The organism is Nocardia altamirensis NBRC 108246 (assembly GCF_001612685.1).
Lineage (GTDB): Bacteria > Actinomycetota > Actinomycetes > Mycobacteriales > Mycobacteriaceae > Nocardia > Nocardia altamirensis.
Genome location: NZ_BDAY01000041.1, coordinates 79,530 through 104,011 on the forward strand (window position 1 = coordinate 79,530; position 24,482 = coordinate 104,011).

A 24,482-nucleotide genomic window follows, 5' to 3' on the forward strand; every position below is an offset into this window, starting at 1 on the left:
AACTAGTTTCGTGCGGCGGCCGGTGCGAGACCGGCCAGGTGACGCAGGCTGCGTTCGGTGTTGCGACTCGGCAACTCTGCTGAGTCGGTTGGCTGCAGCGCGGTGTCCTGCTCCATCACATACCATCCGCGGTAGCCTGCGGCGTTCATGCACTGCACCAGCGCGGCGATGTCGACATCCCCCTCGCCAAGCGGCACATACAACCCGCGGCGCACCGCCTCGCTGTATTCCAGCCTGCCGCCGCGCACTTCGTCGGCGAGCGCGCTGCGCACGTCTTTGAGGTGGATGTGCCCGATCCGGGCGGAGTGTCGCTCGGCCAGCCGCACCGGGTCGGTGCCGCCGATCAGCAGGTGTCCGGTGTCCAAGCAGAGGTCGAGATCCGAATCGGCAAGGAAGCGTTCGACTTCCGCCTCGCTCTCCACCTGCGTGCCGACATGCGGGTGCAGCACCGTGCGCAAGCCGAATGTCTCGGCGATGTCGCGGATCGCGGCCGCGGTGTCGATCAGGGTGCGCCATTCGGTGTCGCTGAGTTGTGGACGCGCGTCATATCCGGCGAGTCCGGTGGCGGCCGCAAGCACCAGCACATCACCGCCGGTCGCGGCGTACAGCGCGGCGGCCTCTTTCGCCTCGGCCAGCGCGGCTTCCGGCTCAGCATGCAGCACCATCGCCAGGAAGCCGCCCACCGAGCCGATCCCGAACGTCCCCAACAGCGCGCGCAACTCGTCCGGGTCGCGCGGCAGATAGCCGGGCGGTCCGAGCTCGGTCGCGGAGAGGCCGAGCGCGGCCATCTCCGACAGCACGGTGTGTGCGTCGAGTACGTGACCCCAGCCGGGAACTTCGCAGACTCCCCAGGAGATTGGTGCGGCCGCGATGCGAAGCGAATCGAGCGGCGGGTAGAGCGGTTCGGTCATCAGGACTTCTCCGACCTTCGATGTCGAGTTGGAGCGCTCCAAGCGATTGGAGCGCTCCAACTATGTAACGTGGGTCATAGTGTGTCAAGAGGTTGTCCTTTGCTGGATATATGGCTACTACCAGGTAATATGCCGTTTTCCAGGCAAAACTTCGGAAACTCCTATCGGGACAATGTCTGATTAGAGCGCTCTATTGATTAGCGCGCGCCAACCTTGTAACGTCCGACACGGCACAGATCGACGAACGCGGAACGGAGGCGACATGGGGCGACCGACCATGGAAGACGTCGCCGAACGCGCAGGCGTCTCCCGCGCCCTCGTCTCCCTCGTCATGCGCAACTCACCCAAGGTGAGCGACCATCGCCGCCGCGCCGTGCTCGAGGCCGCCAAAGACCTCGGCTACCAGCCGCACATCATGGCGCGCTCGCTGGCCAGCCGAACCTCCAACATCGTCGGCGTCATGGTCTCCGACCTGCGCAACGCCTTCTTCGCCGACGTCGTCGAGGGAATGGACACGGCCGCACAGGAATCCGGCCTCGAACTCATCCTCAACACCGGCCGCCGCAGCGCCGCCCGCGAACGCACCGCCCTCGAAAGCCTGCTGTCCTTCCGTCCAGGCGGCGTCATCCTGCTCTCCCCGATCCTGCCCGCCGCCGCGATTCGCGATGCGGCACAACAGGCTCCGGTCGTGCTGGTCTCCCGGTCGTCCACGATCACCGAGGTCGACACCGTCAACGACGACGGCGAAGTCGGCGCAGGCCTGGCCGTCGATCACCTGGTGTCCCTCGGCCATCGGCGGATCGTGCACCTCGACGGCGGCGCCGCCTTCACCTCCGCGCCCCGCCGCAAGGGCTACCGGGCCGCCATGGAGCGACATGCGTTGGAGCCCATGATCATCCCGAGCGAGCACACCGACTCCGCTGGCATGGCCGCGGTGCAGAAGCTCCTCAACCTCTTCACCCGCAACAACTTCCCCACCGCGCTGGTATGCGGCAACGACTTCAACGCCGTCGGCGCCATGTCCGCACTGGAAGAAGTGGGTCTGCGCGTACCGGAAGACGTTTCGATAGTCGGCTACGACAACACCTCACTCGCCGCCCTGCGTCACGTCTCCCTCACCACCATCGACCAGCCCCGAATCCAGATGGGCCGCTTGGCTATCGACGCACTGGTCGAACGCCTCCGCGAAGACCGCACCGACCCCATCCGGCGCCGCCTCGAACCTTCCCTCGTCGTCCGCGCGACGACCGGCGCCCCGCGCAACTGACCGCGCGCACACGTGAAATCCCCACCACAAGTAGCTTTTTCACCAGGAGGAGACCCGATGACATCCCACAAAGCCGTCACCCTGGGCCTGGCAGGCACCGGCCGCATCGGCACCGCCCACGCCGAAACCCTCAAAAACCTCCCCAACGTCGCCAACGTCATCGTCGCCGACGCTGATGCCGAACGCGCCCGCACCACCGCCACCAAACTCGAGGTCGAATTCGCACCCGACCTCGATGCGCTGTTCGCCGCGGACCTCGACGGCATCATCATCGCCACCGCCACCGACTCGCATCCCGAACTGATCATTCGGGCGGTGGACGCCGGCCTGCCCGTCTTCTGCGAAAAGCCGGTGGCTGCCGACATCGACGGCACACTCGCCGTCCTCGACCACATCCAATCCTCTTCGGTGCCAGTACAAATCGGCTTCCAACGCCGCTTCGACGCGGGGTATCGCGCTGCCCGCGCTGCCGTCGCCTCCGGCTCGCTCGGTTGGCTGCACACGCTCCGAGCGACCACCCTCGACCCGGCTCCCCCGCCCGCCGAATACATCCCTCGCTCCGGCGGCATCTTCCGCGACTGCGGCGTCCACGATTTCGACATCATCCGCTGGGTCACCGGCCGCGAGGTGGTCGAGGTCTACACGACCGGCGCGAACCGAGGAGAACGGTTCTTCGTCGACGCCGGCGACGTCGACACCGCCGCAGTATCGCTCCGCCTGGACGACAACACCCTCGCCACCGTCTCCCTCACCCGCTACAACGGTTCAGGATACGACGTCCGCCTCGAAGCGTTGGGCTCCAAAGCCAACGCCATCGTCGGCCTCGACGACCGCTCCCCCCTCACCTCCGTCGAACCCGACTACCCCACCTCCCCCTACCCCGCCTACCCCGGCTTCATGGACCGCTTCCGCAACGCCTACACCGAAGAACTAGTCGCCTTCGTCTCCGTAGTCACCGGCACCCTCGAAAACCCCTGCAGTCCAGCCGATGCCCTCGAAGCCTTCTATGTTGCCGAAGCCTGCGAACTCTCTCGCGCCGAACGCCGGCCAGTCCAAATCACCGAAGTCCGCCGCTAGCCGGAGCCGCCGGAGCCGCGACTTCCGCGACTCGCTCAAATATCAAAGATTGCCACTGATCATCGGAGTAGATGGAGGAGCGACTCGGAGCCGTCCGCCTGACGATGCTTCGGAGATCACTTGGTGGAGTCCTTAACTACTTCCAGCCCAAGCCTGTCCCTTACGTCTCGCCGCTGCTCGATAGGAAGCTTTGACCAGTCGAGAAAGATGCGCTCTACGTCGCCGAGCTCGCGCCGCCCCGCCAGCATCCATCCATAGAGCTCAGCCTTTTTCTTCAGACCGCCCTTCACATTTCGAGCCGCAGTGAACACCTCCTCGGGGTCCGGCGGGTTAACTGTGACATCACGAGCCTCATCGTTACACCGCTGGCATTCCGCCCGAAGGTTCTCGTCGTTATCCGACCCTCCACGCTCCCTGGGAATCACATGCCCGATTGTCAGTGTCGCGGTTCGGCTCGGTTCATCGGGGAATGCATGGCCAGCCGCAATGCCGCAGACCTGGCATGCTCGGCCGTCACGTTCGAGGATGCGGCGACGTTTCGCCCCTGTAATGCCGCGACGCGCGGTCGCAGGACGCCTCTCTCCTCGATCTATACGGATTCCCACCTTCCGTAGCAGATACTGATCCGGCGACAGGTTGGGATTGATCTTGTAGTTGTCGATCTGCCAGCCCATTTCCCGCAGATCCCGCATCCGGCGATCTGCTTGGGCGACGCCTGGGACGGCCTCGAACAGCTCCATCTTCGTAAAGCGGTTTCCCTCTCCGACACTCGCAATGAACGCCGCCACACGTCGTCCTGATGACAAAGGTCGATCAGTCGTCATCTCACTCCTTCAATCCACATCGATTGCATAACGCGCAATATCATGCTCGAGTCCATGTCGGCAGAGGACTCACCAGCCAGAGATTTGTAGCATGCCTGGCGCACGTCCGGCAACGTTCGGCGACATTCGGCAACGCCCGGCGAGTAGGCTGCTAGCCCAGATCCGTCAGGCCAAGCGACTCGCCCGGATCGCCTGCGCGCACCGATCGATCTCCTCCGCACTGGGGAGATGCACTTGCCCCCAAACGTGACGCTTCTCCATCTCTAGACGTACGAAGCGGAACTGAGGCTGACCAGGGCGAAGGAAGTCCGCGGGCGTCTTCTTCCTACCCCTGCTACCACTCTTGAACTCACTGTTGCTGATGAACAGCTCGACAACGGTATTGCCGCACCACGTATCAACCCGGAACAAAGCGTCAGCCAGAGGGTGACTGAGCATAGACAGTCCACGTTCGCGAAGGGATGCAACCGCGTAGATCTCGCGCAAGAAGGAGTAGTAGAACAGGCCGATACGCCATTGCATCGCGTCACGAGCTGCGTCGCGGGAGTGCCCTTGAGCTTCTGCCCGCTGAAGCATCACTTGAGCAGGCTCCCAGAGCCATGCCCGCGCGGCGCCCGTACTGCTCCATTCGCGGAACTCATCGATACTGAAGATCCTGCCTAGCTCCTCCAGGCAGAAATGGAACAAGTGAGTGAAGGCGAAGTCCGGGTACCAGTTCTTGATGAGTGCAATCGCGTAGCCAACTTCTGGACCTATCTTGCCGAGAGGATGAGTAGTCGACAGTTGCGCAATCTCATCAGAACCGATCGTGTGCACAGTTGAGCTCACGTGGCCAAGGACTTGCTCGGCGACGAACTCGAGTCCCTCCCGACTCTTCCACCGGTCCAGTAGTCTCCTTGCGTCACCTCCCGATGCGAAGAACCGCGCGACCTCGACCCCATTGATGCTTGTGCTCATTTGACCAACCACTCAGACCAGAGGTTCTGTTCGTCCGAACCACTTGGACACAAGCTATGACATAGGTCTGACACATCCCGCGGTACCACCCGTGTCCCCAATCGAACGTGAGCTACGTGGCCGCTCGACGACGGTGAACAATCGTCAGAAACAAGATGCTTGCAGATGAACCCTGGCCGTTCGAACAACTGTCACCAAGCGATCACACCGCTCATTGCCAGCTACTGCGGGACTTCGTCCTTCAACCGTGCAGGCCTCCAGACTATCAATCCGTCACACCCGGAAACCGGCTGTTGAGCCATGCTTGAACGGCAGCCCGATCACTGAAGCCGTTGTCACGCAACACATCCACGACGTCCCTGCCGCATACCATCGCTATCGGATGGCCATCGGTCCGCACCTCGTCGTATACCTGCCGATTGAAGTACGACAGTGTCACGAACACCCCAAACTGTCGATGTCGAATCCTGGAGATCAAGCGACTCATCTCCCTAACACCGACACCGCTGTCTTGGCCGTAACACTTCGCTTCGAGCGCGAACTCGACCGAGACCTTGTCCGCATTAGGACCAAGTAGGTACTGACCGATAGCGTCACGCCCGCCGTCTCGACTCGGCGACGTCACCGTACAGCTACCGGTCGATGGCGCCATGAGGCGCCAGACCTCGACGGCACAGGCTTCGAAATCTGTTGGCCTGGTGCTGAAGTAGTCGCGAATGGTCTGCAGGATCGCCCGCCCAGTGGGGTCGCTGGGCAGCTGGTCCGCCTTGCTTCGAATCGTGACCGTCGGCGGGGCTACGAGCGCACGATAGACACGGCCTTCCACCCAATCTCGCCACGGTTCGGGACATCCAGCCGAGATGGTGGGCGCTCCACTCAGAACCGCGTCCAGCCAATCCCGCGGCACGACACCAACATCAAGCACAGTAAAGAACGCGCGGTAGTTCTGGAATCGCGAGCCGGAGGCGTTACGCCAAATCGCGGAAAGGTCCGCATCCGATGTCAGCGTCGCCGCGCCAGGAGCAAGCAGACCGCGGAACCGAACAGCTCGTCCCGGTACGGACTTCTCGAAGTACAGGAACGGCGGGACTCTGAGACGATCGTCCGCTGAGCCGTGTGCGCGCTCGAAAGCATTGCGCAACAGCAAGTTCCCAGCACGTGTCGTATCGTGCAGCTCGGTTCCCGGCCTTCGGTTGTCACCGAAGTAGGTGAAAATGCCGGTCTCCGGGTCGAGACTGTCTGGCCACGTGAGCTCTTCACCGCTGGTGTACAGCACAGCCAGTTTCACCGAATCGTTGCGCACCGAACCCTTGTAGCGAAATCCACCTTGATTCCCAACGGGCAAGAGGCGAGCGAGCGGATCGTCTCCGCTGGTCCCCCGAGTCCCACCGAGGTAGCGCCGCTCGACATGTAGATCTGCAGTCGGCAGGTCTGCGAAGGCTGTCGCCTGATCACCGTCCAACATGATCAACCATCGTAAACTGAACTACTTCTCTTTCATAGCATGGCACACGTGTTAGTTGGCCAACTCGTGGCGAACAAGCGCATGGCGCGAATTGAAAGCTCGCATCATGCCATCGTAGAAGAACATTCACCGTCGGTGCGGGGCCCTCGCTTGACTGGTCCTGGATTGTCCGAAAGACTAAGTAGCCTACAACCAGAAAGGGCGCTAGCGTTGGATGACTCCAGCCCAAACATCGAAGAAAACGAGACACCAGTACTTGATCCCGAGACGGATGAAGATGAGGTTGTTCTAGGCCCGCCATCCGCCGAAGAGTCCCTGCGATATTTCGGTGTAGATTTTGACGTCGAAGGACTGGTGAGACGTTTTGGGCGCAAAGAGCTTATTGTACCCCGATTTGACCCTGAAGAACCCGAGAACCGCAGCACTGGCTATTTCGGGTTCCAGCGAGATTTCGTATGGACAAAACGCCAAATGGACCGCTTTATAGAGTCAGTACTTCTCGGATACCCGGTCCCGGGCATATTTCTGGTCGAATTGGCCACTCGTCAATACCTTGTGCTCGATGGTCAGCAGCGCCTGACGACACTTGCCGCATTCTATGATGGCGTGATAGAAAACCCAAAGGGTGGCTCTCGGGAGTTCATACTGGAATATGCAGCTCCCCCTTTCAAGGGTAAGAGCTACGAAACCCTTGAGGGGACCGATAGGCGAGTTCTTAATAATGCACTAATCCAAGCAACTGTTACTCTTCCGGTTGGCGACGCCGGAAAGATCGCCATATATACGCTATTCGAAAGAATTAACAGTGGCGGAACCAAGCTCAAAGACCAGCAAATACGCGTGGCCATCTTCCCTGGCGATGCCACAGAACTAGTACGCACTCTGAACAGCGATCCTAACTGGCGCGTACTTTTCGGTCCCCGTCATCGCGACCTCGGGGATCAGGAGTTAATACTGCGATACCTCTCTCTGAAGCAAGTTGCAGAAAAGATCCAAGAAATTGGGGAGGCGGGAGCCGTAGCTTTCACTCCTCCAATGGCCACATTCATGAGCAATTTCCTCGACGAGAATACAACGATGCCGGAAGGCATTCAGGCACGAGAAATAAGCGAATTCGCTACCGCATGCCGTCTACTTGTTGAGGCAAACGGGAAAGACGCATTGAAACGAAGTAGGACAATAAATGCAGCGCGAGCAGATTCCATTCTCGCAGGTCTGACTCTCGCCATTCGCCGAGATTCTTCCCTCGACGCACTTCGAGTCGCCGACGCAATGCAGAGACTGGAACTGGACCCTCTATATATCGAAAGTACCCAAAAGAGCACCTCACACAGGTCCAGTGTGCGCGATAGATTGACTTCGGTACTGCAGGTTTTCACAGGGTGAAGCATGCCGACTAGCAGAGAAACTGCACGTGTAGAGATTCATCGTATGAAATCAGCACTTGATGCAACCTACCAACGGTACACAGATTCTCTCCACGACATTCCCATTGCCCTCCAACAAGACCTACACTTGTATATCTGCATAAGACTATCCGGCTATTTGGAGCAGCTCCTCCATCAAGCAATATGCGCCTACGTTTCCGACTCTTCAAACAGTGCCGCGCGCGAGTTCACGCTATCCTTCTTTAGAAATGCACCGAATCTCAATCCAGGCGCCTTGGAGAAACTAATTGAAAGATTTGGAGACAAGTGGGTGAGCGAGCTGGGACAGCTCCTCGACCTCGAAAACAATCGTACGTCTCTTGGAACCTTGATAAAAATCAGAAACGATACCGCACATGGTAGAAGCTATGGCGGTAGCCTGGCTAGCATCAGTTCGTACAAGGAGCTAATCGACGACTTGCATAAATGGGTATTAGCACGAATGATTGATTGACAATATCCGCATGTCTATCCGCAGTAAATGAGGAGAATTAGCTACAGCGAACCTATTCCTGCCCAGTACCAGCCACATTACATCGGAGGCGCAGCGACCGTGGGGTCGCCGGGTCGAGCTACGGACCACATCGTACCGGCGATCTCAGACACAGGATCGTTTCTATCAGCCCGAGCCGGTATCACACGAGCCGCAACAAACTCCCCATTACGCGGAACCGGCAAACCCAACTGTGCAGCTACTTTCCGTTCTTTGTGCCCGAGTATAACGATTCCATCGGATTGCAAAGCAGTTCGCGATCCACCATTTGATCGAGCGCGTTTCATAAAATCGTCCTGTTGCGCCACTGTCGCAACTTCTGCTCGTCTGATAATCCTTCCATGGACCGATCGAAACAATTCATTAGTGCGGGCCTGACCATGCCTGTTGCCGAATCGCGCCCGAGCCGAGAATATACGGTTTCGTGTGATCTCATCCAGCTCAATATAGATGTTCGGCGCCAAGAACCTGACATCCGGCCACAGCTCACGCACTTGCACTCGACCTACCGAGGAAAGTGTCGTCTTAGCATCACGGTTTCGCCCTAGATTGAGGTACGATTCCTTGACTCTCACCAGTCCCGCATGCCAGGTTGCGCGATCATCATCTGCCGTGATTAACAACGCAATATGACCGACTACTTCGGGCGGCAAGGTCCACCCGCCGTACTTCATCGAGTACTTGCAGTCAACTTCAATTCCCGCAATTCTATAATCGGTGGCATCGCCATCTTCGAATTCAAATTCACGCTGCAGATTGATCTCAACCAACGTCCCCATATGCGTCTTCTCTGTCTTGAAAAGCTGCGAGAAGTTCCATCGCCCCGTCCGCTGACCGTCGTACAGTTGATCCAGCGTGTCCCGAAGGACCCTGGCGATCCTGTCACCGGTCGGATCAAGCCGGTACAGCTCGAATTGAACGGCGTCGAGCTCCGCGTCGTGATCTTCGCCCGCATATTCGAGCGGCAGTTGACTGCTTGACATCGTATGTCTCCCCAGCATCCGGATGTGTCGTCGAAGCATAGCTCGCATATCGGACATGGCAATGGCTATCGGCCGCCCTGATGGAGCTCTGCCGTTCGGTGGATGGGCAGAAGCGTGGTTCGTCGTGCTACAAGCTGCCGTTGGTACGCTAACGATGTTCGGGAGCAGCAACCTTCAGGTGTGCGTCCAGGCACTTCAGTCGAAATCGGAGCGTCGGCGGCGCCATGTCAGGGTCGTCCAATAGGATCGCTCACATGTTCGGTTCTGTCCTCGAGGACTCTCACCACTGTGCCGATTGCGGCATCGAGGGGTTCGTGCTCCCACAGACGGACCACGCGCCAACCCGCCTCAACCAACGCAACATCCGCGGCGCGATCGCGTTCGATGTTCCTGCGAAGCTTTGGCGCCCAATACCATTCGTTAGTCGTAGGCTGACGGCCGTGCTCCGGACAGACATGCCAGAAGCAGCCGTCCACGAAGACCGCCACCTTGCGGGCAGTGAAGACGATGTCAGGTCGGACCTTCATCGAGCCGAGGTCGAGTCTGAAGTCCTTGCGATACCTGTAGCCCAGCCGGTGCAGTGCACTCCGCAGCACAATCTCCGGTTTGGTGCCGGTTCGGCGGTTGGCTCGCATGTTGCGGGAGCGCCCCTCGTTGAGAGGAGCAGGATAGAGGCCACGTTCGTGAGCTCTACTTCTGGCGTCGTCCGATCGTCCCTCAGTCACATCTGTCCCAGTTCGAGGCAGGCGGGTGTAGTACGGAAAGATACTCCCGCACACACCACCACTCGACCTTGCCCTCCGTACCGAAAGGCATCAGCGTGACCGACCTTCGCGTCATAGAGAGTTGGGCGAGGAAACGGAGCCTCACAGGCGAAGAGATGGCGGATCATATGGTGAGCGTGTTGTTGCGCGGTGATGGGTCGAGGACATGACTCGGGGTACATCGAAGAGGGCGACGAAGCAGCCCGAGTTCACATCGATCGAGATCTGCGCCGGCGCCGGCGGGCAGGCAGTCGGCCTGCACCAGGCAGGATTCGGTCATTTGGCGCTGGTCGAAATCGACCAATATGCAGTCAAGACCCTCGGACTCAACATCAAAGACCACCGGCTGTGGGCGTGGGAGAGAGAGCACTGCGACATCCTCGGTGCCGACGTCAACGACTTCGATCCCTATAACGCCAAGGTCATGACCAAGAGCTCTGCGTTACTACGACAGCGTGGGCTGGATCTGCTGGCCGGCGGCGTGCCATGCCCGCCGTTCTCGCACGCAGGAAAGCAGCTCGGTAAACACGATGAGCGCGACCTGTTCCCTCGAATGTTGGAACTGGTCAAGATCCTTGAGCCGCGCGCAGTAATGATCGAGAACGTCCGGGGTCTCATGGATCCGAAGTTCTCGGACTACCGCGGCTGGATCGAGAAGGAGCTCGAACGCCTCGACTACAAGGTATGCAAATGGGACATCTTGGAGGCGGCCAACTTCGGTGTGCCGCAACTGAGGCCTCGTGCCATCCTGGTCGCATTTCGCAAAGAAGTGATCGAAGGCCTCGAATACAAATGGCCTGTGGCAACACACAAGAACCCTGTCAGCGTTCTGGAAAGCCTTGAACCGTCGATGCGTGAGCGCTTCGAACCCTACTTCGACGGGGTTCACTCGGAGCGAGCTCACGCAGCTTTCGAACAGTGGCGCAAGAAGGCTCACGATCGCGATGCTGAGCTCAAGGGCAAGGGCGGAGGTATCGCGCCCACACTCGTGGGTGGATCAAAGAAGCATGGCGGCGCCGATCTAGGACCGAGTAGAGCAAAAACCGCGTGGAAGCAGCTGGGTGTCTCAGGTATGGGCGTCGCCAACGACATCAAGACCTGTGCTGAGAAGCAGAGCGAAGGTCGGGATCTCTTCGGCCCCGATGGACCAATGCTCACCGTCCGTCAGGCCGCTATCATTCAAGGCTTCCCGCTCGAATGGGACTTCTACGGCGGAAAGACGGCGCAGTACCGCCAGGTGGGCAACGCGTTCCCGCCACCAGTAGCGAAGGCAGTGGGCGAGTCGATCATCGACGTGCTGAAGGCAGCAAAAGAGCGTGACCGGAAAGGTATGGAGTCACTCGGAACAGAGACGCGCAGTCGTGACCGCAAGGCTGCGGATCCGGCCCAACCAAAGCGTCGAGTGAAGAAAGTGCCTGCTGCTGTCAGCAATACGCAAAATCAATATTCGCTATGGGGTACAGAAGAGGCGACTGCTGTGAGTTGATCCGCTGGAGCAACTGCACCAAAAGGCTCGTAGCTGTGGGTTCAACTCCCCGAAAGCCGTTCACATCCCCTTGCGGGACGAAGTATTGGCTGAATCCACATCATGTGGGGAGGAGGCGGGAGATTACCTCGGTCAACTGTTTGACGTTGCGGCATTCGTGCATGGTGATGTGGTCGGCGTAGACGGTGGCGGCGGAGTCGCCGGTGGTCCAGGAGGGGGAGGGTTCTGGGTTGAGCCAGTAGGCGTGTTTGGCTCGGGCGCACATTGATTGGAGGGCAGGGAGGTTGGGGGCGGTGCGGTTGGTGCGGGCGTCGCCGAGGATGAGGAGGGAGGTGCGGGGGCCGATGGCGTCTAGGTAGGTGTCGGTGAAACCTTGGAGGGATTCGCCGTAGTTGGAGCTGCCGTAGCGGGCTACGTTGGTGTCGCGGACTATTCGGGCGGCGGTGCCGGGGGCGGGGGGTTCGCCGGGGGTGAAGAAGTCGGTGATTTCGTCGCAGGTGTCGACGAAGCCGAAGCCGCGGACCTTGGTGAATTGGTCTTGGAGGGCTTGGATCAGTTGGAGGGTGAATTCGGCGAAGCCCGCTACCGAGCCGGAGAGGTCGGCTAGGACTACCAGGTCGGGGCGGCCGTGTTTGCGGGAGCGGAGGACGGGGTCGATGGGGACGCCGCCGGTGGCCATGGAGCGGCGGAGGGTGCGGCGCATGTCGATGTGGCCGCGGACGGATTTGCGGCGGCGGGCGGCTAGGCGGGTGGCTAGTTTGCGGGCCAAAGGGTGTACTAGGCGGCGCATTTCGGCTAGGTCTTGTTCGCGGGCGCCCAGGAAGTCGACCTGGTCGGTGCTGGATTGGACGCCTCGGCGGGCGATGTATTCGGTGCCGCGGAGTTGGGCGGAGCGGAGGCGGGCTTCGGTTTGCAGGGCGGTGCGGAAGCCCGCGAGGCGGCGGTTGGCTTCGATGGTGTTGACGGTGGCATCGAGTTCGCCGGTGGGGCGCATGCCTGCGACGATGCGGTCGATGAGGTCTTCTGGGCGAAGGGTTTTCAGAGTCAGGTAGGAGGACCAGCCTGCGCCGGAGGCGGTGGTGACGGGGGTGGTCGATTGGCCGGAGCCTGCTCCCCCGTATGCGCCGAGCTCGGTCAGGGCTTGGCGGGCGAGGTCGGCGGTGGCGCCGGGGTCGTCCGCGGAGAGTGCGTCCGCCAGGCGATCGCGAAGCGACTCAATGGATTCCGGGGTTGCCGGGGTCGCGGCTTGCGGCTGCTCTGTGGTCAGGAAGTAGAGGTCGAAGAGTTGGTCGAAGACGGCGCGTTGACCGTTTCGGCGCAAGAGGCAGGCGGCCATGCCGGAGCGCAGGCGATTTCGATCGGAAAGCCCGAGCGCGAGCATGGCTTCCGCGGCGTCGATGGTTTCGCTGGGGCCAGCGGTGATGCCGTGATCGCGAAGCAGCGTGACGAACTCGACGAGGCGGTCGGTCATCGCCTCGGGCGGTTGCGACGGCGGGGTCATGATGTGGCCTGCTCATCGACGCTCCTGCTAGAGGATGCGGCCGAGATGCTGCCGGCTTGTGCCGCGGCAGAAGCGAGCCGACCCGTACTCATCTCGCCGTACCTTCATCGTTCGGCGACTCCGACAACCCCAACCGTTCGGCCGCAATACGGTGGTCGGCTTGGTATTTCAAAAGCACACCGAGGGTGGAGCGGATAACGCTGTTGGAAAGGTTGCGCGTCCCGAGCGCAACCAAAGTCTTTGCCCAGTCAACGGTTTCGGCGATGGACGGCGATTTGCGCAGCGAGAGTTCACGTAACGCGCCGACGACCCTGACCACCGGTTCACCCAACGCTTCATCGAGCTCCGGCACCTTCATGCGAACGATGGCCCGTTCCAATTCGGCTGTCGGATAGTCGATGTGGAGGTACAGGCAGCGGCGCTTCAATGCCTCGGACAGCTCACGGTTGGCATTGGAGGTGACGAGGACGAACGGCTTGCGGACCGCGGTGATGGTGCCGAGTTCGGGAATGCTCACCTGATAGTCGCCGAGCACCTCGAGCAGCAGACCTTCGAGTTCGACGTCGGCCTTGTCGAGTTCGTCGATGAGCAGCACGGTGGGGTTCGGGTTGCGGATGGCGGCGAGCAGCGGGCGCTCCAGGAGGAATTCCTCGGTGAAGACGTGGTCGCGGGTGTCGTTCCAGCCTTCGCGCTCGGTGGTGATGCGGAGCAGTTGTTTGGCGTGGTTCCACTCGTAGAGGGCGCGTGCCTCGTCGATGCCCTCGTAGCACTGCAGGCGAATGAGGTCGGCGGTGGCCGCGGCGGCGACGGCCTTGGCCAGCTCGGTCTTGCCGACGCCTGCTGGCCCCTCGATCAGGAGGGGCTTGCCGAGGTGACCTGCGAGGTACACGGCGGTGGCGATGTCGGTGGACGGGAGGTAGCCGGCATCGGTGAGCCGCCGGGCCACCTCGTCGACGGAGCCGAAGAACTTACTCATCAGTAGACAGTCTAGGACCACGCGAGATCGCGGGCTTGATCTGAACCGCACTCGAGGTTCTACGGTCGAGGCATGATCTTCACCGACGTCGAACGCACCTATCTCGCCGGCCAGCGACTCGCCAGACTGGCCACTGTTTCGGCTGTGGGCGGGCCACAAGTCGTTCCGCTCGGCTTCCGTCTCAACGACGACGACACGATCGATATCGGCGGGCCGAATCACACTGCGACGCAACGCTATCGGAACATCCTCGGCAACCCGAAGGTCAGCCTGCTCATCGATGACATGACGCCGGACGAGCCGGGGGCACTGAAGCCGGGCTGGGGTCGTGGCATCGAGATCCGCGGCGTGGTGGAGACGTTGACCGTCGACGTACCGCCGGTCGCGCCGGAGTGGTTCTCCCGCGACATCCTTCGCATCCACCCGCGCTGGGTGAAGAGCTGGCACATCGACCCGGACAACATCGAAGGCGGGTCACGCAAGGTGGATTAGCGAGCAGGCTGCGGCACGATTCAGAGCGACAGACCACCGCCAGTGTTTCGCCGCACACGACCGCATACGGCGAGTTTCCATCCCGAGTACGCCGAAGGCTTGCTGATAACGTGCCTGGGAAGCCCGACCCGCACGGCTTCGACACCGACCTCGAGCACCGCGGAGGACTCACATGGAAACGATGCTCGCCGCTCGCCTGCATATCCCGTCGCACACCCTGTCCATGGCGCAGGTCCCCAAGCCGGTCCCCGGCCAGGGTGAGGTCCTGATCAAGGTCGAGGCGGCCGGGGTGTGCCTGTCCGACGTGCACCTCATCGACGGCAGCATCCAGCCGAGCCTCCTGCAGGGCGACACCGTCACGCTCGGCCACGAGGTCGCGGGAACGGTCGCTGAACTGGGCACCGACGTCGCCGGTCTCGCCGTCGGCGACCGGGTCGTGCTCCAAGCGGGCGAGGAACGCGACGGCGTGATCTACACCCGGGGCGTCGACTACGACGGCGGCTGGGCCGAATACGCGCTGGCGACCGCGGGCACCGTGCTCCGGATACCGGACAGCTTGTCGTTCGAGCAGGCGGCGATCATCCCGGACGCGGTCTCGACGCCGTGGGCCGCGATCACGGTCACCGGCGAGGTCAAGCCCGCACAGGCGGTCGGCGTGTGGGGTGTCGGCGGGCTCGGCGCGCACGCGGTGCAGTTGCTGCGCACGGTCGGCGCCTACCCGATCATCGCGGTCGACCCGAATGCCGCCGCCCGCGCCCGCGCCGCCGAGTTCGGCGCCGACCTGGTGCTCGACGCCGCCGACCCCGAGCTGCGGAAAAAGATCCGCGCGGCCACCGAGGGCAAAGGCATCGCCGTCGCGTTCGACTTCGCCGGTGTGCCTGCCGTACGCGAGCAAGTGGTCCGCGTGCTGGCCTACCAGGGCAGGCTGGTTCTCGTCGGCATCGTCAACGCACCGCTGACCGTCACGCAGAGCGCGCCGTTCGTGGTTGCCCAGCAACAGATTCGCGGCCACTACGGTTCCGAAGTCACGCACGTCCCCGAGCTGGTGCGGCTGACCGAGGGTGGCCGCCTCGACCTTTCGCGCTCGATCAGCGGGACGTTCCCGTTGGCCGAGGCGGCCGAGGTGGTCGACAGACTCGTCCGCAAGGAGGGCGATCCGATCCGACTCATCTTGCGCCCCTGAGGGATCGGACCACTCATGCTTATCGCGATCGCCGCGACCATGACCGTCATCCTGGTGTGGTCGTGCCTGTCGAAGTCGATGGTCCGCTGGAAGGTGACCGCACCGCTCGCGATGGTGGTGGTCGGCATGCTGATCGGCTGGACCAGCGATCACTGGCTGGCCGCGGCGATCAACACCGATGCGGCGCTGCGGATCGTCGAGTTCTTGCTCGCTCTGTTCCTGTTCAGCGACGCCACCGAGGTCCGGAATGGCTTGGCCGAGCGCAAGACCGGCGTCATGCGGCTGTTGTTCCTCGCCTTCCCGTTGAGTTTGGTTGCGGCGGTGCTGCTCGGCGGCGTGCTGCTGCCGGGCAGTCCGTGGCCGTTGATCCTGGTGATCGCCTGCATCGTAGTGCCGATCGATCTGGTGCCCACCCAGACGCTGGTCCGGGATCCCCGTGTGCCCGAACGGGTTCGGCATGCGCTCAATGTGGAAAGCGGGTTCAACGACGGGCTGGTGGCACCGATCTTCCTGTTCGCGTTGGCGGCCGCGGAGACCAGCGCACGCTCGGATCAGGCCATGCATGCGCTCGGGCAGGCGGTGCCTGCCGTGTTGAAATCGGTGCTCGTCGGCGTACCGATCGGCGCGGCCGCCGGATACTTCATGTACCTGGCGGTCAGCAAGGGGTGGACGGACGGTCGCGCCGTCCGCATCGGAACGCTGGCAGTACCGGTACTGACCTTCAGTCTTGCGGTCTGGCTCGACGGCAACGGTTTCGTCGCGGCGTTCCTCGCCGGCGTCGCCTACCGCGAAATGCGGCGGGAGGTTCCCGGTGAGCCGCTGGAACTGACCGAGGACGTCACCGAATTCTGCAGCCTGGCCATGTGGTTCGCGGTCGGCAATGTCGCTGCGGCGAGCTTGTCGTGGCTCAGCTGGCAGGTCCTGCTGTATGGGCTGCTCGCACTGACGCTGGTTCGCAGCATTCCGGTGGCGATCTCGATGCTCGGCTCGAACTTCACGCGGCACGAACGGCTGCTACTCGGTTTGTTCGGTCCGCGCGGCGTGGCGTCGATCGTGTTCGCGCTCATCGCATTCAACAAACTTCAGCAGGAAAATGACGCCTACCTCGTCATCGGCACCACCCTGGTCGTCGTCGTCGGCAGCGTCGTCCTCCACGGCGTCGGCGCACCCCTCGTAGTGGACTGGCACGACCGCAAACGCACGCGCGAGGGCGCACAAAAACCTGCCTGACCACGAGTGGCACCTGGCTGCGGCAAAGTGCGAGAAGACCTCTCCGTGGTGTGCCACTCGTCACGGCTCGGGGTGTACCCCTAGTACCCGAGAGTGAAATTTTCGGCGGTGGGGATAGCGCCCGTGACGTTTCGGGCGAAATGCGCGAGGGTGGAGCCGTGTGGTCGTGCTCCGCAGGGTTTGCCGGGGGCGCTTCGCGAGGCGGCGGCGACACGAACGATCCCGACCTGTTCGCGGGTGTCGCAGGCGATCGCTGTGCGCCACACCGTGAGCGGACCGCAGCGGGGGATGGTGAACGAACTGTTCACCGCAGAGTGAAAGGATCCATGTTGTTCTCCACACCCAAGTCCACGACTGCACGCCGCGTGCTGGCCCGAGCGGCCGTCGCGGGTGCGATCGTCGTTATGCCCTTGACGGCGTTGGCCATTCCCGCCTCGGCGGACACGAACCTCGGCATTCCTGGCGTCACCGATGTCAGCGACCGGCCGAACCACGACCGCCGCAACCGCGACCGGCCGAACCATGACCGGCCGAATCACCACCGCCCGAACCACGATCGCGACTGCGACGACTTCTTGTTCCGGGACTGGTACTGCGACGACGACTCGTTCGATCGCCGCTACGACGACCCGTTCTGGCGGTTCCGCCACGACCGGCCGAGTGGGCTGTTCGGCAGCAGCTAAAACCTGACGGCCCGGCACTTTCCAGGTGTCGGGCTACTCCGGCACGACTGCGGCCCGGCACCGAAAGGTGCCGGGCCGCAGTCTGTATGAAACTCAGGCAGTTTCGGTGATGGGGCGGTCGACCCAGCTCATCAGGCCGCGGAGCTTGGCGCCGGTGACCTCGATGGGGTGCTCGGCGTTGGCCTTGCGCAGGGCCTCGAGCTCCTTGTTGCCGCCTTCGACGTTGGCGACGAGGCGCTTGACGAAGGAGCCGTCCTGGATGTCCTTGAGGATGTCCTGCATGCGCTTCTTGGTGTCGGCGTCGATGACCCGCGGGCCCGACAGGTAGCCACCGAATTCGGCGGTGTCGGAGACCGAGTAGTTCATCCGGGCGATGCCACCCTCGTACATCAGGTCGACGATGAGCTTGAGCTCGTGCAGCACCTCGAAGTACGCCATCTCGGGCGCGTAGCCTGCCTCGACCATGACCTCGAAACCGGTCTTGACCAGCTCTTCGGTGCCACCACAGAGCACGGCCTGCTCGCCGAACAGGTCGGTCTCGGTCTCTTCCTTGAAGGTGGTCTTGATGACGCCTGCCCGCGCGCCACCGATCGCCTTGGCGTAGGACAGCGCCAGCGCCTGGCCCTCACCCTTCGGGTCCTGGTCGACGGCGATCAGGGCGGGAACACCCTTGCCGTCGACGAACTGACGGCGCACCAGGTGGCCGGGGCCCTTCGGCGCGACCATCGCGACGGTGATGAAGGCGGGCGCCTTGATCAGACCGAAGTGGATGTTGAGGCCGTGGCCGAAGAACAGCGCGTCGCCGTCCTTCAGGTTGGGCTCGATGTCGTTGGTGAAGATCGACGCCTGCGCGGTGTCGGGCGCGAGCACCATGATCACGTCGGCCCACGCCGAAACCTCGGCGGGCGTACCGACGGTCAGGCCCGCCTCTTCTGCCTTCGGCCGCGACTTCGAACCCTCAGCGAGGCCGACCCTGACCTCGACGCCGGAGTCGCGCAGGCTCAGCGAGTGCGCGTGGCCCTGGCTGCCGTAGCCGATCACCGCGACCTTGCGGCCCTGGATGATCGACAGGTCGGCGTCGTCGTCATAGAACATCTCGACTGCCACTGGTTGGTTCCCTTCTGGATACTGTGCTTAGGTCAAAGTTGTTTAGTTGGAAGCGATTACGCGATTCAGCGAGTCGCCGTGATCGACTTGGGCCCGCGGCCGACCGCGACGACACCGGACTGCACGATCTCCCGGATTCCGTACGGTTCCAGCATGCGCAGCAGCGCGTCGAGCTTGGACCGGGTTCCGGTCGCCTCGACGGTGAGCGCGTCCGGGGAGACGTCGATCACTTTCGCCCGGAAGAGCGTAACCGCCTCGATCACCTGGGTCCGCACGCTGGCGTCGGCGCGGACCTTGACCAGGATCAGTTCGCGGGCCACCGAGGTGTCGGAGTCCTGCTCGACGATCTTGATGACGTTGATCAGCTTGTTGAGCTGCTTGGTGACCTGCTCGAGCGGCAGGTCCTCGACGGTGACGACGATGGTCATCCGGGAGATCTCGGGGATCTCGGTGCCGCCGACCGCGAGCGATTCGATGTTGAAGCCGCGGCGGGAGAACAGCGCCGCGACCCGTGCCAGCACGCCCGGCTTGTCCTCGACAAGCACACTCAGGGTGTGGGTTGTGCTCACTGGTCGGACCCCTTGCTCTTGTCGTGCACCATCGCCTCGTGGATGACCGCGGGCTCGGAAGCCGCCTCGTCGTCGTCGAACAGCGGGCGGATGCCGTGGGCGGCCATGATCTCGTCGTTGCTGGTGCCCGCGGCGACCATCGGCCACACCTGAGCGTCCTTGCCGACGATGAAGTCGATCACCACGGGACGGTTGTCGATGGACTGCGCCTCGCGGATCGCGGCCTCCACGTCCTCCTCGCGCTCGACCCGGATGCCGTGGCAGCCAAGGGCTTCCGCGAGCTTCACGAAGTCGGGGATGCGCAGGGTGTGCGTGCCGAGATCGGTGTTGGAGTAGCGCTCCTCGTAGAACAGGGTCTGCCACTGGCGGACCATGCCGAGGTTGCCGTTGTTGATCAGCGCGACCTTGATCGGCACGCCTTCGACGGCACAGGTGGCCAGTTCCTGGTTGGTCATCTGGAAGCAGCCGTCACCGTCGACCGCCCACACCTCTTTGTCCGGCGCACCCATCTTGGCGCCCATCGCGGCGGGGACGGCGTAGCCCATGGTGCCGAGGCCGCCGGAATTCAGCCAGGTGCGCGGCTTTTCGTACTTGATGAACTGCGCGGCCCACATCTGGTGCTGGCCGACGCCGGCACAGTAGATCGCGTCGGGTCCGGCCAGCCGGCCGAGCGCCTCGATGACGAACTCGGGCGAGAGCGAACCGTCCTTGGGCGCGGTCCAGCCGAGCGGATAGCTCTTGCGGACACCGTCCAGGTACTTCCACCATTCGGTGAGGTCGAGCAGCGGCGACTTGATGGCCGGGTCGGCCTTCAGCGTCTCGATCAGCTCGATGATGACCTCGCGGCAGTCGCCGACGATCGGGACGTCCGCGTGCCGGTTCTTGCCGATCTCGGCCGGGTCGATATCGGCGTGGATCACCCTGGCGTCGGGTGCGAACGAGTCGAGCTGGCCGGTGACCCGGTCGTCGAAGCGGGCGCCGAGGGTGATCAGCAGGTCCGAACGCTGCAGTGCCGCAACGGCTCCGACGGTGCCGTGCATGCCTGGCATGCCCATGTTGAGCTGGTGACTGTCCGGGAACGCACCGCGCGCCATCAGCGTGGTGACGACGGGGATGCCGGTCAGCTCGGCCAGTTCGAGCAGCTCGGGCGAGGCGTCGGCCTTGATCACGCCGCCGCCGACATAGAGCACCGGCGACTTGCTCTCCAAGATCATCCGCGCTGCTTCACGCACCTGCTTGCCGTGCGGCTTGGTCACCGGACGGTAGCCGGGCAGCCGCATCTCCGGCGGCCAGCTGAAGGTCGTCTGCATCTGCAGCACGTCCTTCGGGATGTCGACGAGCACGGCGCCGGGGCGACCGCTGGCGGCCAGGTAGAAGGCCTCGGCGATGATGCGCGGGATGTCGATGCCCTCGGTGATGAGGAAGTTGTGCTTGGTGATCGGCATGGTGATGCCGGAGATGTCGGCTTCCTGGAAGGCGTCCGTGCCGATCAGGCCGCGGCCGACCTGGCCGGTGATCGCGACGATCGGCACCGAGTCCATCTGCGCGTCCGCGATCGGGGTCACCAGGTTGGTCGCGCCCGGCCCCGAGGTCGCCATGCAGACGCCGACCTTGCCGGTGGCCTGGGCATAGCCGGTCGCCGCGTGACCGGCGCCCTGCTCGTGGCGGACCAGCACGTGGCGGACCTTGGTCGAGTCGAACAGCGGGTCGTAGACCGGGAGAATCGCGCCGCCGGGAATGCCGAATACCGTGTCGACGCCGAGCTCTTCGAGCGAACGGACGACCGACTGCGCGCCGGTGACCCGCTCGGGCGGGACCTGGCGGCGGTTGGCCGCTGTCGTCGAACTGCCGGCCTGCGTGCTCGGCTGATTCGCCGAGGGCGCTGGCCTACGGGCCGATGGCCCGGGCCGTGCGGTAGGTGCACTCACCGTCTTGTTCCTCACTGCTTGTCGTTCTGACCCCGGATTTGTGTCTGGCATGCGGTGTCCTTGCGACGTGCCATGCCGGACATTTCGTCCGAACACAAAAAAGCCCCCGACAGCCATGGCTGTTCGAGGGTGGCGCGTCGCAACGCGAGCTGACGTATTCGACTCAGATAGTCAGGCTCAACGCTGGACGCGCCGGCCGATTACGAGAAGCTCGTTTCGATTCACGCGCATGACGTTAAGCGGGCGTGAACCGATGAGTCAAACAGCTGACTCGTGGCGTCCCATTATGTGGGACAGTGCGGTTGCTTGTGTCCGTTCACCAGGATGCGAGGATGGTGGTGTGTCATCACCGCATCAGTCCGTGCCACCGGCTAAATCGTCCCATACCGCCACCGCGGGATCGGACACGGGTAGCGTGTCGGCCCCCCGTGTGATCCGCATCCCACGCCTGGCCTTCCTAGGCGTGTTCGTCCTTCTGATGTGCGTGTTCTTCGCGTTCGTCGGCTGGCCCGCCGGGCTGTGGTGGTTGCTGCTGATTCCCGTACTGGTCGGTGTGTGGGTGTGGCGGACGCAGACGACGGTCTCCGAGAGCGGATTGGATTTGCGGACGATGTTCGGGTCGCGGCATCTGGACTGGTCTCAGTTGAAGGGGGTCCGTATCCCGAAGCGTGGATACGTGCGCGCCGATCTGATCGACGGGACCGAGGTGAAATTGCCGGCGGTGAGTTATGACCGGGTGCGCGATTTAGCGGCGGCGTCGCACGGGCGCATTCCGGATCCGTATGCGGTGCCCGCACAGGACAAACCGGCGAGCGCCAAGAAGGACGAGACTGCGGCCCAAGACACCGCACAACAGCGCGAGGCGACCGACGACGGTGCCACCGATACCGCGGACAACGGCGAAAAGGGCAGCGCGGAGTAGCGCACGCGCCAGCAAACGGAACAATTGCCGACGGTAGGATGTTGTCGGCTCATGCGGTGACGTGTCGGACAACCGAATCCGATGCGCTCCCCCGCGGGCCCGACGGTCCGGCACCTCCGGCGACACCGTCTGCGTCGACGACCACCACTCGCGGCGACACCCGAGCACCACGGACTGACAGTCGCACCTCAGCCCCCCGCGACCAGACTTAGGACCATCAATGCCACCGCTTCGTTCACGCACCACCACCATCGGCCGCAATGCCGCAGGCGCCCGCGCACTCTGGCGCGCCACCGGCATGACGGACTCCGACTTCGGCAAGCCGATCGTCGCCATCTCGAACTCCTACACCCAGTTCGTGCCCGGCCACGTGCACTTGAAGAACGTCGGCGACATCGTTGCCGAGGCGGTGCGCGCCGCGGGCGGCGTACCACGGGAATTCCACACCATCGCCGTCGACGACGGCATCGCGATGGGCCACGGCGGCATGCTCTACTCGCTGCCGTCGCGCGAGATCATCGCCGACTCCGTCGAATACATGGTGAACGCGCACACCGCCGACGCGCTGGTGTGCATCTCCAACTGCGACAAGATCACCCCGGGCATGCTGAATGCCGCTATGCGACTGAACATCCCGACGGTGTTCGTGTCCGGCGGTCCGATGGAGGCAGGCAAGGCCGTTGTGGTCGGCGGTGTCGCGCAGGCGCCGACCGACCTGATCACCGCCATCTCGGCGAGCGCGAATCAGGCTGTCTCCGAAGAGGGTCTGAGTGAGGTCGAGCGATCCGCCTGCCCGACGTGCGGTTCGTGTTCTGGCATGTTCACCGCGAACTCGATGAACTGCCTCACCGAGGCGCTCGGACTTGCCCTGCCAGGCAACGGTTCCACGCTGGCCACCCATGCGGCGCGGCGCGCGCTGTTCGAGCGGGCAGGCACCGTGGTCGTCGACATCGCCAACCGCTGGTACCGCGACGACGATGCATCGGTGCTGCCGCGGAATGTCGCCAACGCCAAGGCTTTCCGCAACGCGATGGCGCTCGACGTCGCGATGGGCGGCTCGACCAACACCGTGCTGCACACCCTGGCCGCCGCGCAGGAGGGCGAGGTCGACTTCGATCTGCACACGATCGAGGAGACCAGCCGCCGGGTGCCGACGCTGTCGAAGGTGTCGCCGAACTCCGATTACCACATGGAGGACGTGCACCGGGCCGGTGGCATCCCCGCCATCCTCGGCGAGCTGCGCCGTGGCGGTCTGCTGGAGACCGACGTGAGCACCGTGCACACGCGCAGCTTCGACGAGTGGCTCGACACCTGGGATATCCGCTCCGGCAAGGCCTCCGAGGAAGCCATCGAGCTGTTCCACGCCGCGCCGGGCGGGGTGCGCACGGTCGAGCCGTTCTCCACCGAGAACCGCTGGTCCTCGCTCGACACCGACGCGGAGGGCGGCTGCATCCGCGATATCGAGCACGCGTACACCGCGGAGGGCGGGCTTGTCGTGTTGCGCGGCAACATCGCTCCCGACGGCGCCGTGCTCAAGACGGCGGGCATCGACGAGGAGCTGTTCACCTTCCAGGGGCCTGCGCTCGTCGTGGAATCGCAGGAGGAGGCCGTGTCGGCGATCCTCAACAAGCAGATCAAGCCCGGCGACGTGCTCGTCGTCCGCTACGAGGGCCCGGCGGGTGGGCCAGGCATGCAGGAAATGTTGCACCCCACCGCATTCCTGAAGGGCGCGGGCCTCGGAAAACAGTGCGCGCTGATCACCGACGGTCGCTTCTCCGGCGGCACCTCCGGCCTGTCCATCGGCCACATCTCGCCCGAGGCGGCCAGCGGCGGCACCATCGGACTGATCGAGAACGGTGATCAGATCCGCATCGACGTCAGCACCCGTGCGCTCGAGGTGCTGGTCGACGACGCGGTCCTCGCCGAACGCCGCGCCAAAATGGAAGCGGCCGAACGCCCGTGGCAGCCGGTCAACCGTGAGCGGCCCGTCACCACGGCGCTGCGTGCCTACGCCGCACTTGCCACCTCCGCCGACAAGGGCGCAGTCCGGCACGTGCCGTAAACCACGCTGACCTGATCTGACCGACGGCGCCTCTCCCAGGAGAGGCGCCGTTGTCGTTGTCGCCCAACCCTCCTCAACTACACGGCCGCGAGGTGCCACTCGTCGAACGTCCGATGAGATTGCGGCGCTGTTGGTTCCGGGATCGACAGACGAACGGCGCCCCTCGATATTCGAG

Annotated in this window: 22 protein-coding genes; 11 read left to right on the forward strand and 11 right to left on the reverse strand. The window is 63.2% G+C overall.

Annotated features, from left to right (window positions below):
• Positions 1 to 2: 2 nt before the first annotated feature.
• The gene (locus NA11_RS22175; RefSeq protein ID WP_069163874.1) at positions 3 to 911 is read right to left on the reverse strand and encodes a TIM barrel protein; all 909 of its coding nucleotides are present in this window, start codon (positions 909 to 911) and stop codon (positions 3 to 5) included.
• A 262-nt stretch (positions 912 to 1,173) separates the two neighbouring features.
• Here NA11_RS22175 and NA11_RS22180 point away from each other — a divergent pair, with 262 nt between their 5' ends.
• Together NA11_RS22180 and NA11_RS22185 are read left to right on the forward strand one after the other, a co-directional pair.
• Positions 1,174 to 2,178, forward strand: coding sequence for a LacI family DNA-binding transcriptional regulator (locus tag NA11_RS22180; RefSeq protein WP_069163875.1), 1,005 nt, complete (start codon positions 1,174 to 1,176; stop codon positions 2,176 to 2,178).
• A gap of 57 nt (positions 2,179 to 2,235) precedes the next feature.
• Complete coding sequence (locus tag NA11_RS22185; RefSeq protein ID WP_141717761.1) at positions 2,236 to 3,255, forward strand: Gfo/Idh/MocA family protein; 1,020 nt, start codon at positions 2,236 to 2,238, stop codon at positions 3,253 to 3,255.
• A gap of 116 nt (positions 3,256 to 3,371) precedes the next feature.
• Here NA11_RS22185 and NA11_RS22190 read toward each other — a convergent pair whose 3' ends face one another.
• From NA11_RS22190 to NA11_RS22200, 3 genes are all read right to left on the reverse strand, one after another.
• Positions 3,372 to 4,079: an HNH endonuclease gene (locus NA11_RS22190; RefSeq protein WP_084654927.1), complete on the reverse strand. Its 708-nt coding sequence runs from the start codon at positions 4,077 to 4,079 to the stop codon at positions 3,372 to 3,374.
• A gap of 165 nt (positions 4,080 to 4,244) precedes the next feature.
• Positions 4,245 to 5,036 carry a hypothetical protein gene (locus NA11_RS22195; RefSeq protein WP_069163877.1) on the reverse strand — a complete coding sequence of 264 codons (792 nt, stop codon included), beginning with the start codon at positions 5,034 to 5,036 and terminating at the stop codon, positions 4,245 to 4,247.
• A 265-nt stretch (positions 5,037 to 5,301) separates the two neighbouring features.
• Complete coding sequence (locus NA11_RS22200) at positions 5,302 to 6,501, reverse strand: restriction endonuclease (RefSeq protein WP_069163878.1); 1,200 nt, start codon at positions 6,499 to 6,501, stop codon at positions 5,302 to 5,304.
• A gap of 210 nt (positions 6,502 to 6,711) precedes the next feature.
• Between NA11_RS22200 and NA11_RS44000 the strand changes: the two genes are divergently transcribed.
• Together NA11_RS44000 and NA11_RS44945 are read left to right on the forward strand one after the other, a co-directional pair.
• On the forward strand, positions 6,712 to 7,887 hold the full coding sequence (locus NA11_RS44000) for a DUF262 domain-containing protein (protein WP_167837702.1): 1,176 nt from the start codon (positions 6,712 to 6,714) through the stop codon (positions 7,885 to 7,887).
• A 45-nt stretch (positions 7,888 to 7,932) separates the two neighbouring features.
• The gene (locus tag NA11_RS44945) at positions 7,933 to 8,382 is read left to right on the forward strand and encodes a HEPN domain-containing protein (RefSeq protein ID WP_141717762.1); all 450 of its coding nucleotides are present in this window, start codon (positions 7,933 to 7,935) and stop codon (positions 8,380 to 8,382) included.
• A 77-nt stretch (positions 8,383 to 8,459) separates the two neighbouring features.
• Here NA11_RS44945 and NA11_RS44005 read toward each other — a convergent pair whose 3' ends face one another.
• Positions 8,460 to 9,404 (reverse strand): NaeI family type II restriction endonuclease, encoded by a 945-nt coding sequence (locus tag NA11_RS44005; RefSeq protein ID WP_084654937.1) that lies wholly within the window; start codon positions 9,402 to 9,404, stop codon positions 8,460 to 8,462.
• Positions 9,405 to 9,631: 227 nt separating this feature from the next.
• Positions 9,632 to 10,129 carry a very short patch repair endonuclease gene (locus NA11_RS22210; RefSeq protein ID WP_069163880.1) on the reverse strand — a complete coding sequence of 166 codons (498 nt, stop codon included), beginning with the start codon at positions 10,127 to 10,129 and terminating at the stop codon, positions 9,632 to 9,634.
• Between the two features lie 205 nt (positions 10,130 to 10,334).
• Between NA11_RS22210 and NA11_RS22215 the strand changes: the two genes are divergently transcribed.
• Positions 10,335 to 11,654, forward strand: a complete 1,320-nt coding sequence (locus NA11_RS22215; RefSeq protein ID WP_069163881.1) for a DNA cytosine methyltransferase — start codon at positions 10,335 to 10,337, stop codon at positions 11,652 to 11,654.
• A 100-nt stretch (positions 11,655 to 11,754) separates the two neighbouring features.
• Here the strand turns inward: NA11_RS22215 and NA11_RS22220 are convergent, their stop codons facing one another.
• Together NA11_RS22220 and NA11_RS22225 are read right to left on the reverse strand one after the other, a co-directional pair.
• Positions 11,755 to 13,155 carry a vWA domain-containing protein gene (locus tag NA11_RS22220; protein ID WP_069163882.1) on the reverse strand — a complete coding sequence of 467 codons (1,401 nt, stop codon included), beginning with the start codon at positions 13,153 to 13,155 and terminating at the stop codon, positions 11,755 to 11,757.
• 88 nt (positions 13,156 to 13,243) lie between these two features.
• Positions 13,244 to 14,131 (reverse strand): AAA family ATPase, encoded by an 888-nt coding sequence (locus NA11_RS22225; protein ID WP_069163883.1) that lies wholly within the window; start codon positions 14,129 to 14,131, stop codon positions 13,244 to 13,246.
• Positions 14,132 to 14,203: 72 nt separating this feature from the next.
• Here NA11_RS22225 and NA11_RS22230 point away from each other — a divergent pair, with 72 nt between their 5' ends.
• The 4 genes from NA11_RS22230 (at position 14,204) to NA11_RS22245 (ending at position 17,719) form a co-directional block, all read left to right on the forward strand.
• A complete protein-coding gene (locus tag NA11_RS22230; protein WP_069163884.1) occupies positions 14,204 to 14,623 on the forward strand; it encodes a PPOX class F420-dependent oxidoreductase in 420 nt (139 codons plus the stop codon).
• 172 nt (positions 14,624 to 14,795) lie between these two features.
• Positions 14,796 to 15,806: a zinc-binding dehydrogenase gene (locus NA11_RS22235; protein WP_069163885.1), complete on the forward strand. Its 1,011-nt coding sequence runs from the start codon at positions 14,796 to 14,798 to the stop codon at positions 15,804 to 15,806.
• 15 nt (positions 15,807 to 15,821) lie between these two features.
• Positions 15,822 to 17,036 carry a cation:proton antiporter gene (locus NA11_RS22240; RefSeq protein WP_069163886.1) on the forward strand — a complete coding sequence of 405 codons (1,215 nt, stop codon included), beginning with the start codon at positions 15,822 to 15,824 and terminating at the stop codon, positions 17,034 to 17,036.
• Positions 17,037 to 17,362: 326 nt separating this feature from the next.
• The gene (locus NA11_RS22245) at positions 17,363 to 17,719 is read left to right on the forward strand and encodes a hypothetical protein (protein WP_141717763.1); all 357 of its coding nucleotides are present in this window, start codon (positions 17,363 to 17,365) and stop codon (positions 17,717 to 17,719) included.
• A gap of 93 nt (positions 17,720 to 17,812) precedes the next feature.
• Here the strand turns inward: NA11_RS22245 and ilvC are convergent, their stop codons facing one another.
• The 3 genes from ilvC to NA11_RS22260 all read right to left on the reverse strand — a co-directional run bounded on the left by ilvC (position 17,813) and on the right by NA11_RS22260 (position 21,323).
• Entirely contained in the window at positions 17,813 to 18,814 is a 1,002-nt protein-coding gene (gene ilvC, locus NA11_RS22250; RefSeq protein ID WP_174567710.1) for a ketol-acid reductoisomerase, read from the reverse strand.
• Positions 18,815 to 18,891: 77 nt separating this feature from the next.
• Positions 18,892 to 19,395, reverse strand: coding sequence for an acetolactate synthase small subunit (gene ilvN / locus NA11_RS22255; RefSeq protein WP_069163889.1), 504 nt, complete (start codon positions 19,393 to 19,395; stop codon positions 18,892 to 18,894).
• Positions 19,392 to 21,323, reverse strand: coding sequence for an acetolactate synthase large subunit (locus NA11_RS22260; RefSeq protein ID WP_069163890.1), 1,932 nt, complete (start codon positions 21,321 to 21,323; stop codon positions 19,392 to 19,394). Before NA11_RS22260 ends, ilvN begins: the two co-directional genes overlap by 4 nt.
• 430 nt (positions 21,324 to 21,753) lie before the next feature.
• Between NA11_RS22260 and NA11_RS22265 the strand changes: the two genes are divergently transcribed.
• Both NA11_RS22265 and ilvD read left to right on the forward strand, forming a co-directional pair.
• Complete coding sequence (locus tag NA11_RS22265) at positions 21,754 to 22,245, forward strand: PH domain-containing protein (protein WP_245746044.1); 492 nt, start codon at positions 21,754 to 21,756, stop codon at positions 22,243 to 22,245.
• Between the two features lie 220 nt (positions 22,246 to 22,465).
• Positions 22,466 to 24,307: a dihydroxy-acid dehydratase gene (ilvD, locus tag NA11_RS22270; protein WP_069163892.1), complete on the forward strand. Its 1,842-nt coding sequence runs from the start codon at positions 22,466 to 22,468 to the stop codon at positions 24,305 to 24,307.
• Positions 24,308 to 24,482 lie beyond the last annotated feature (175 nt).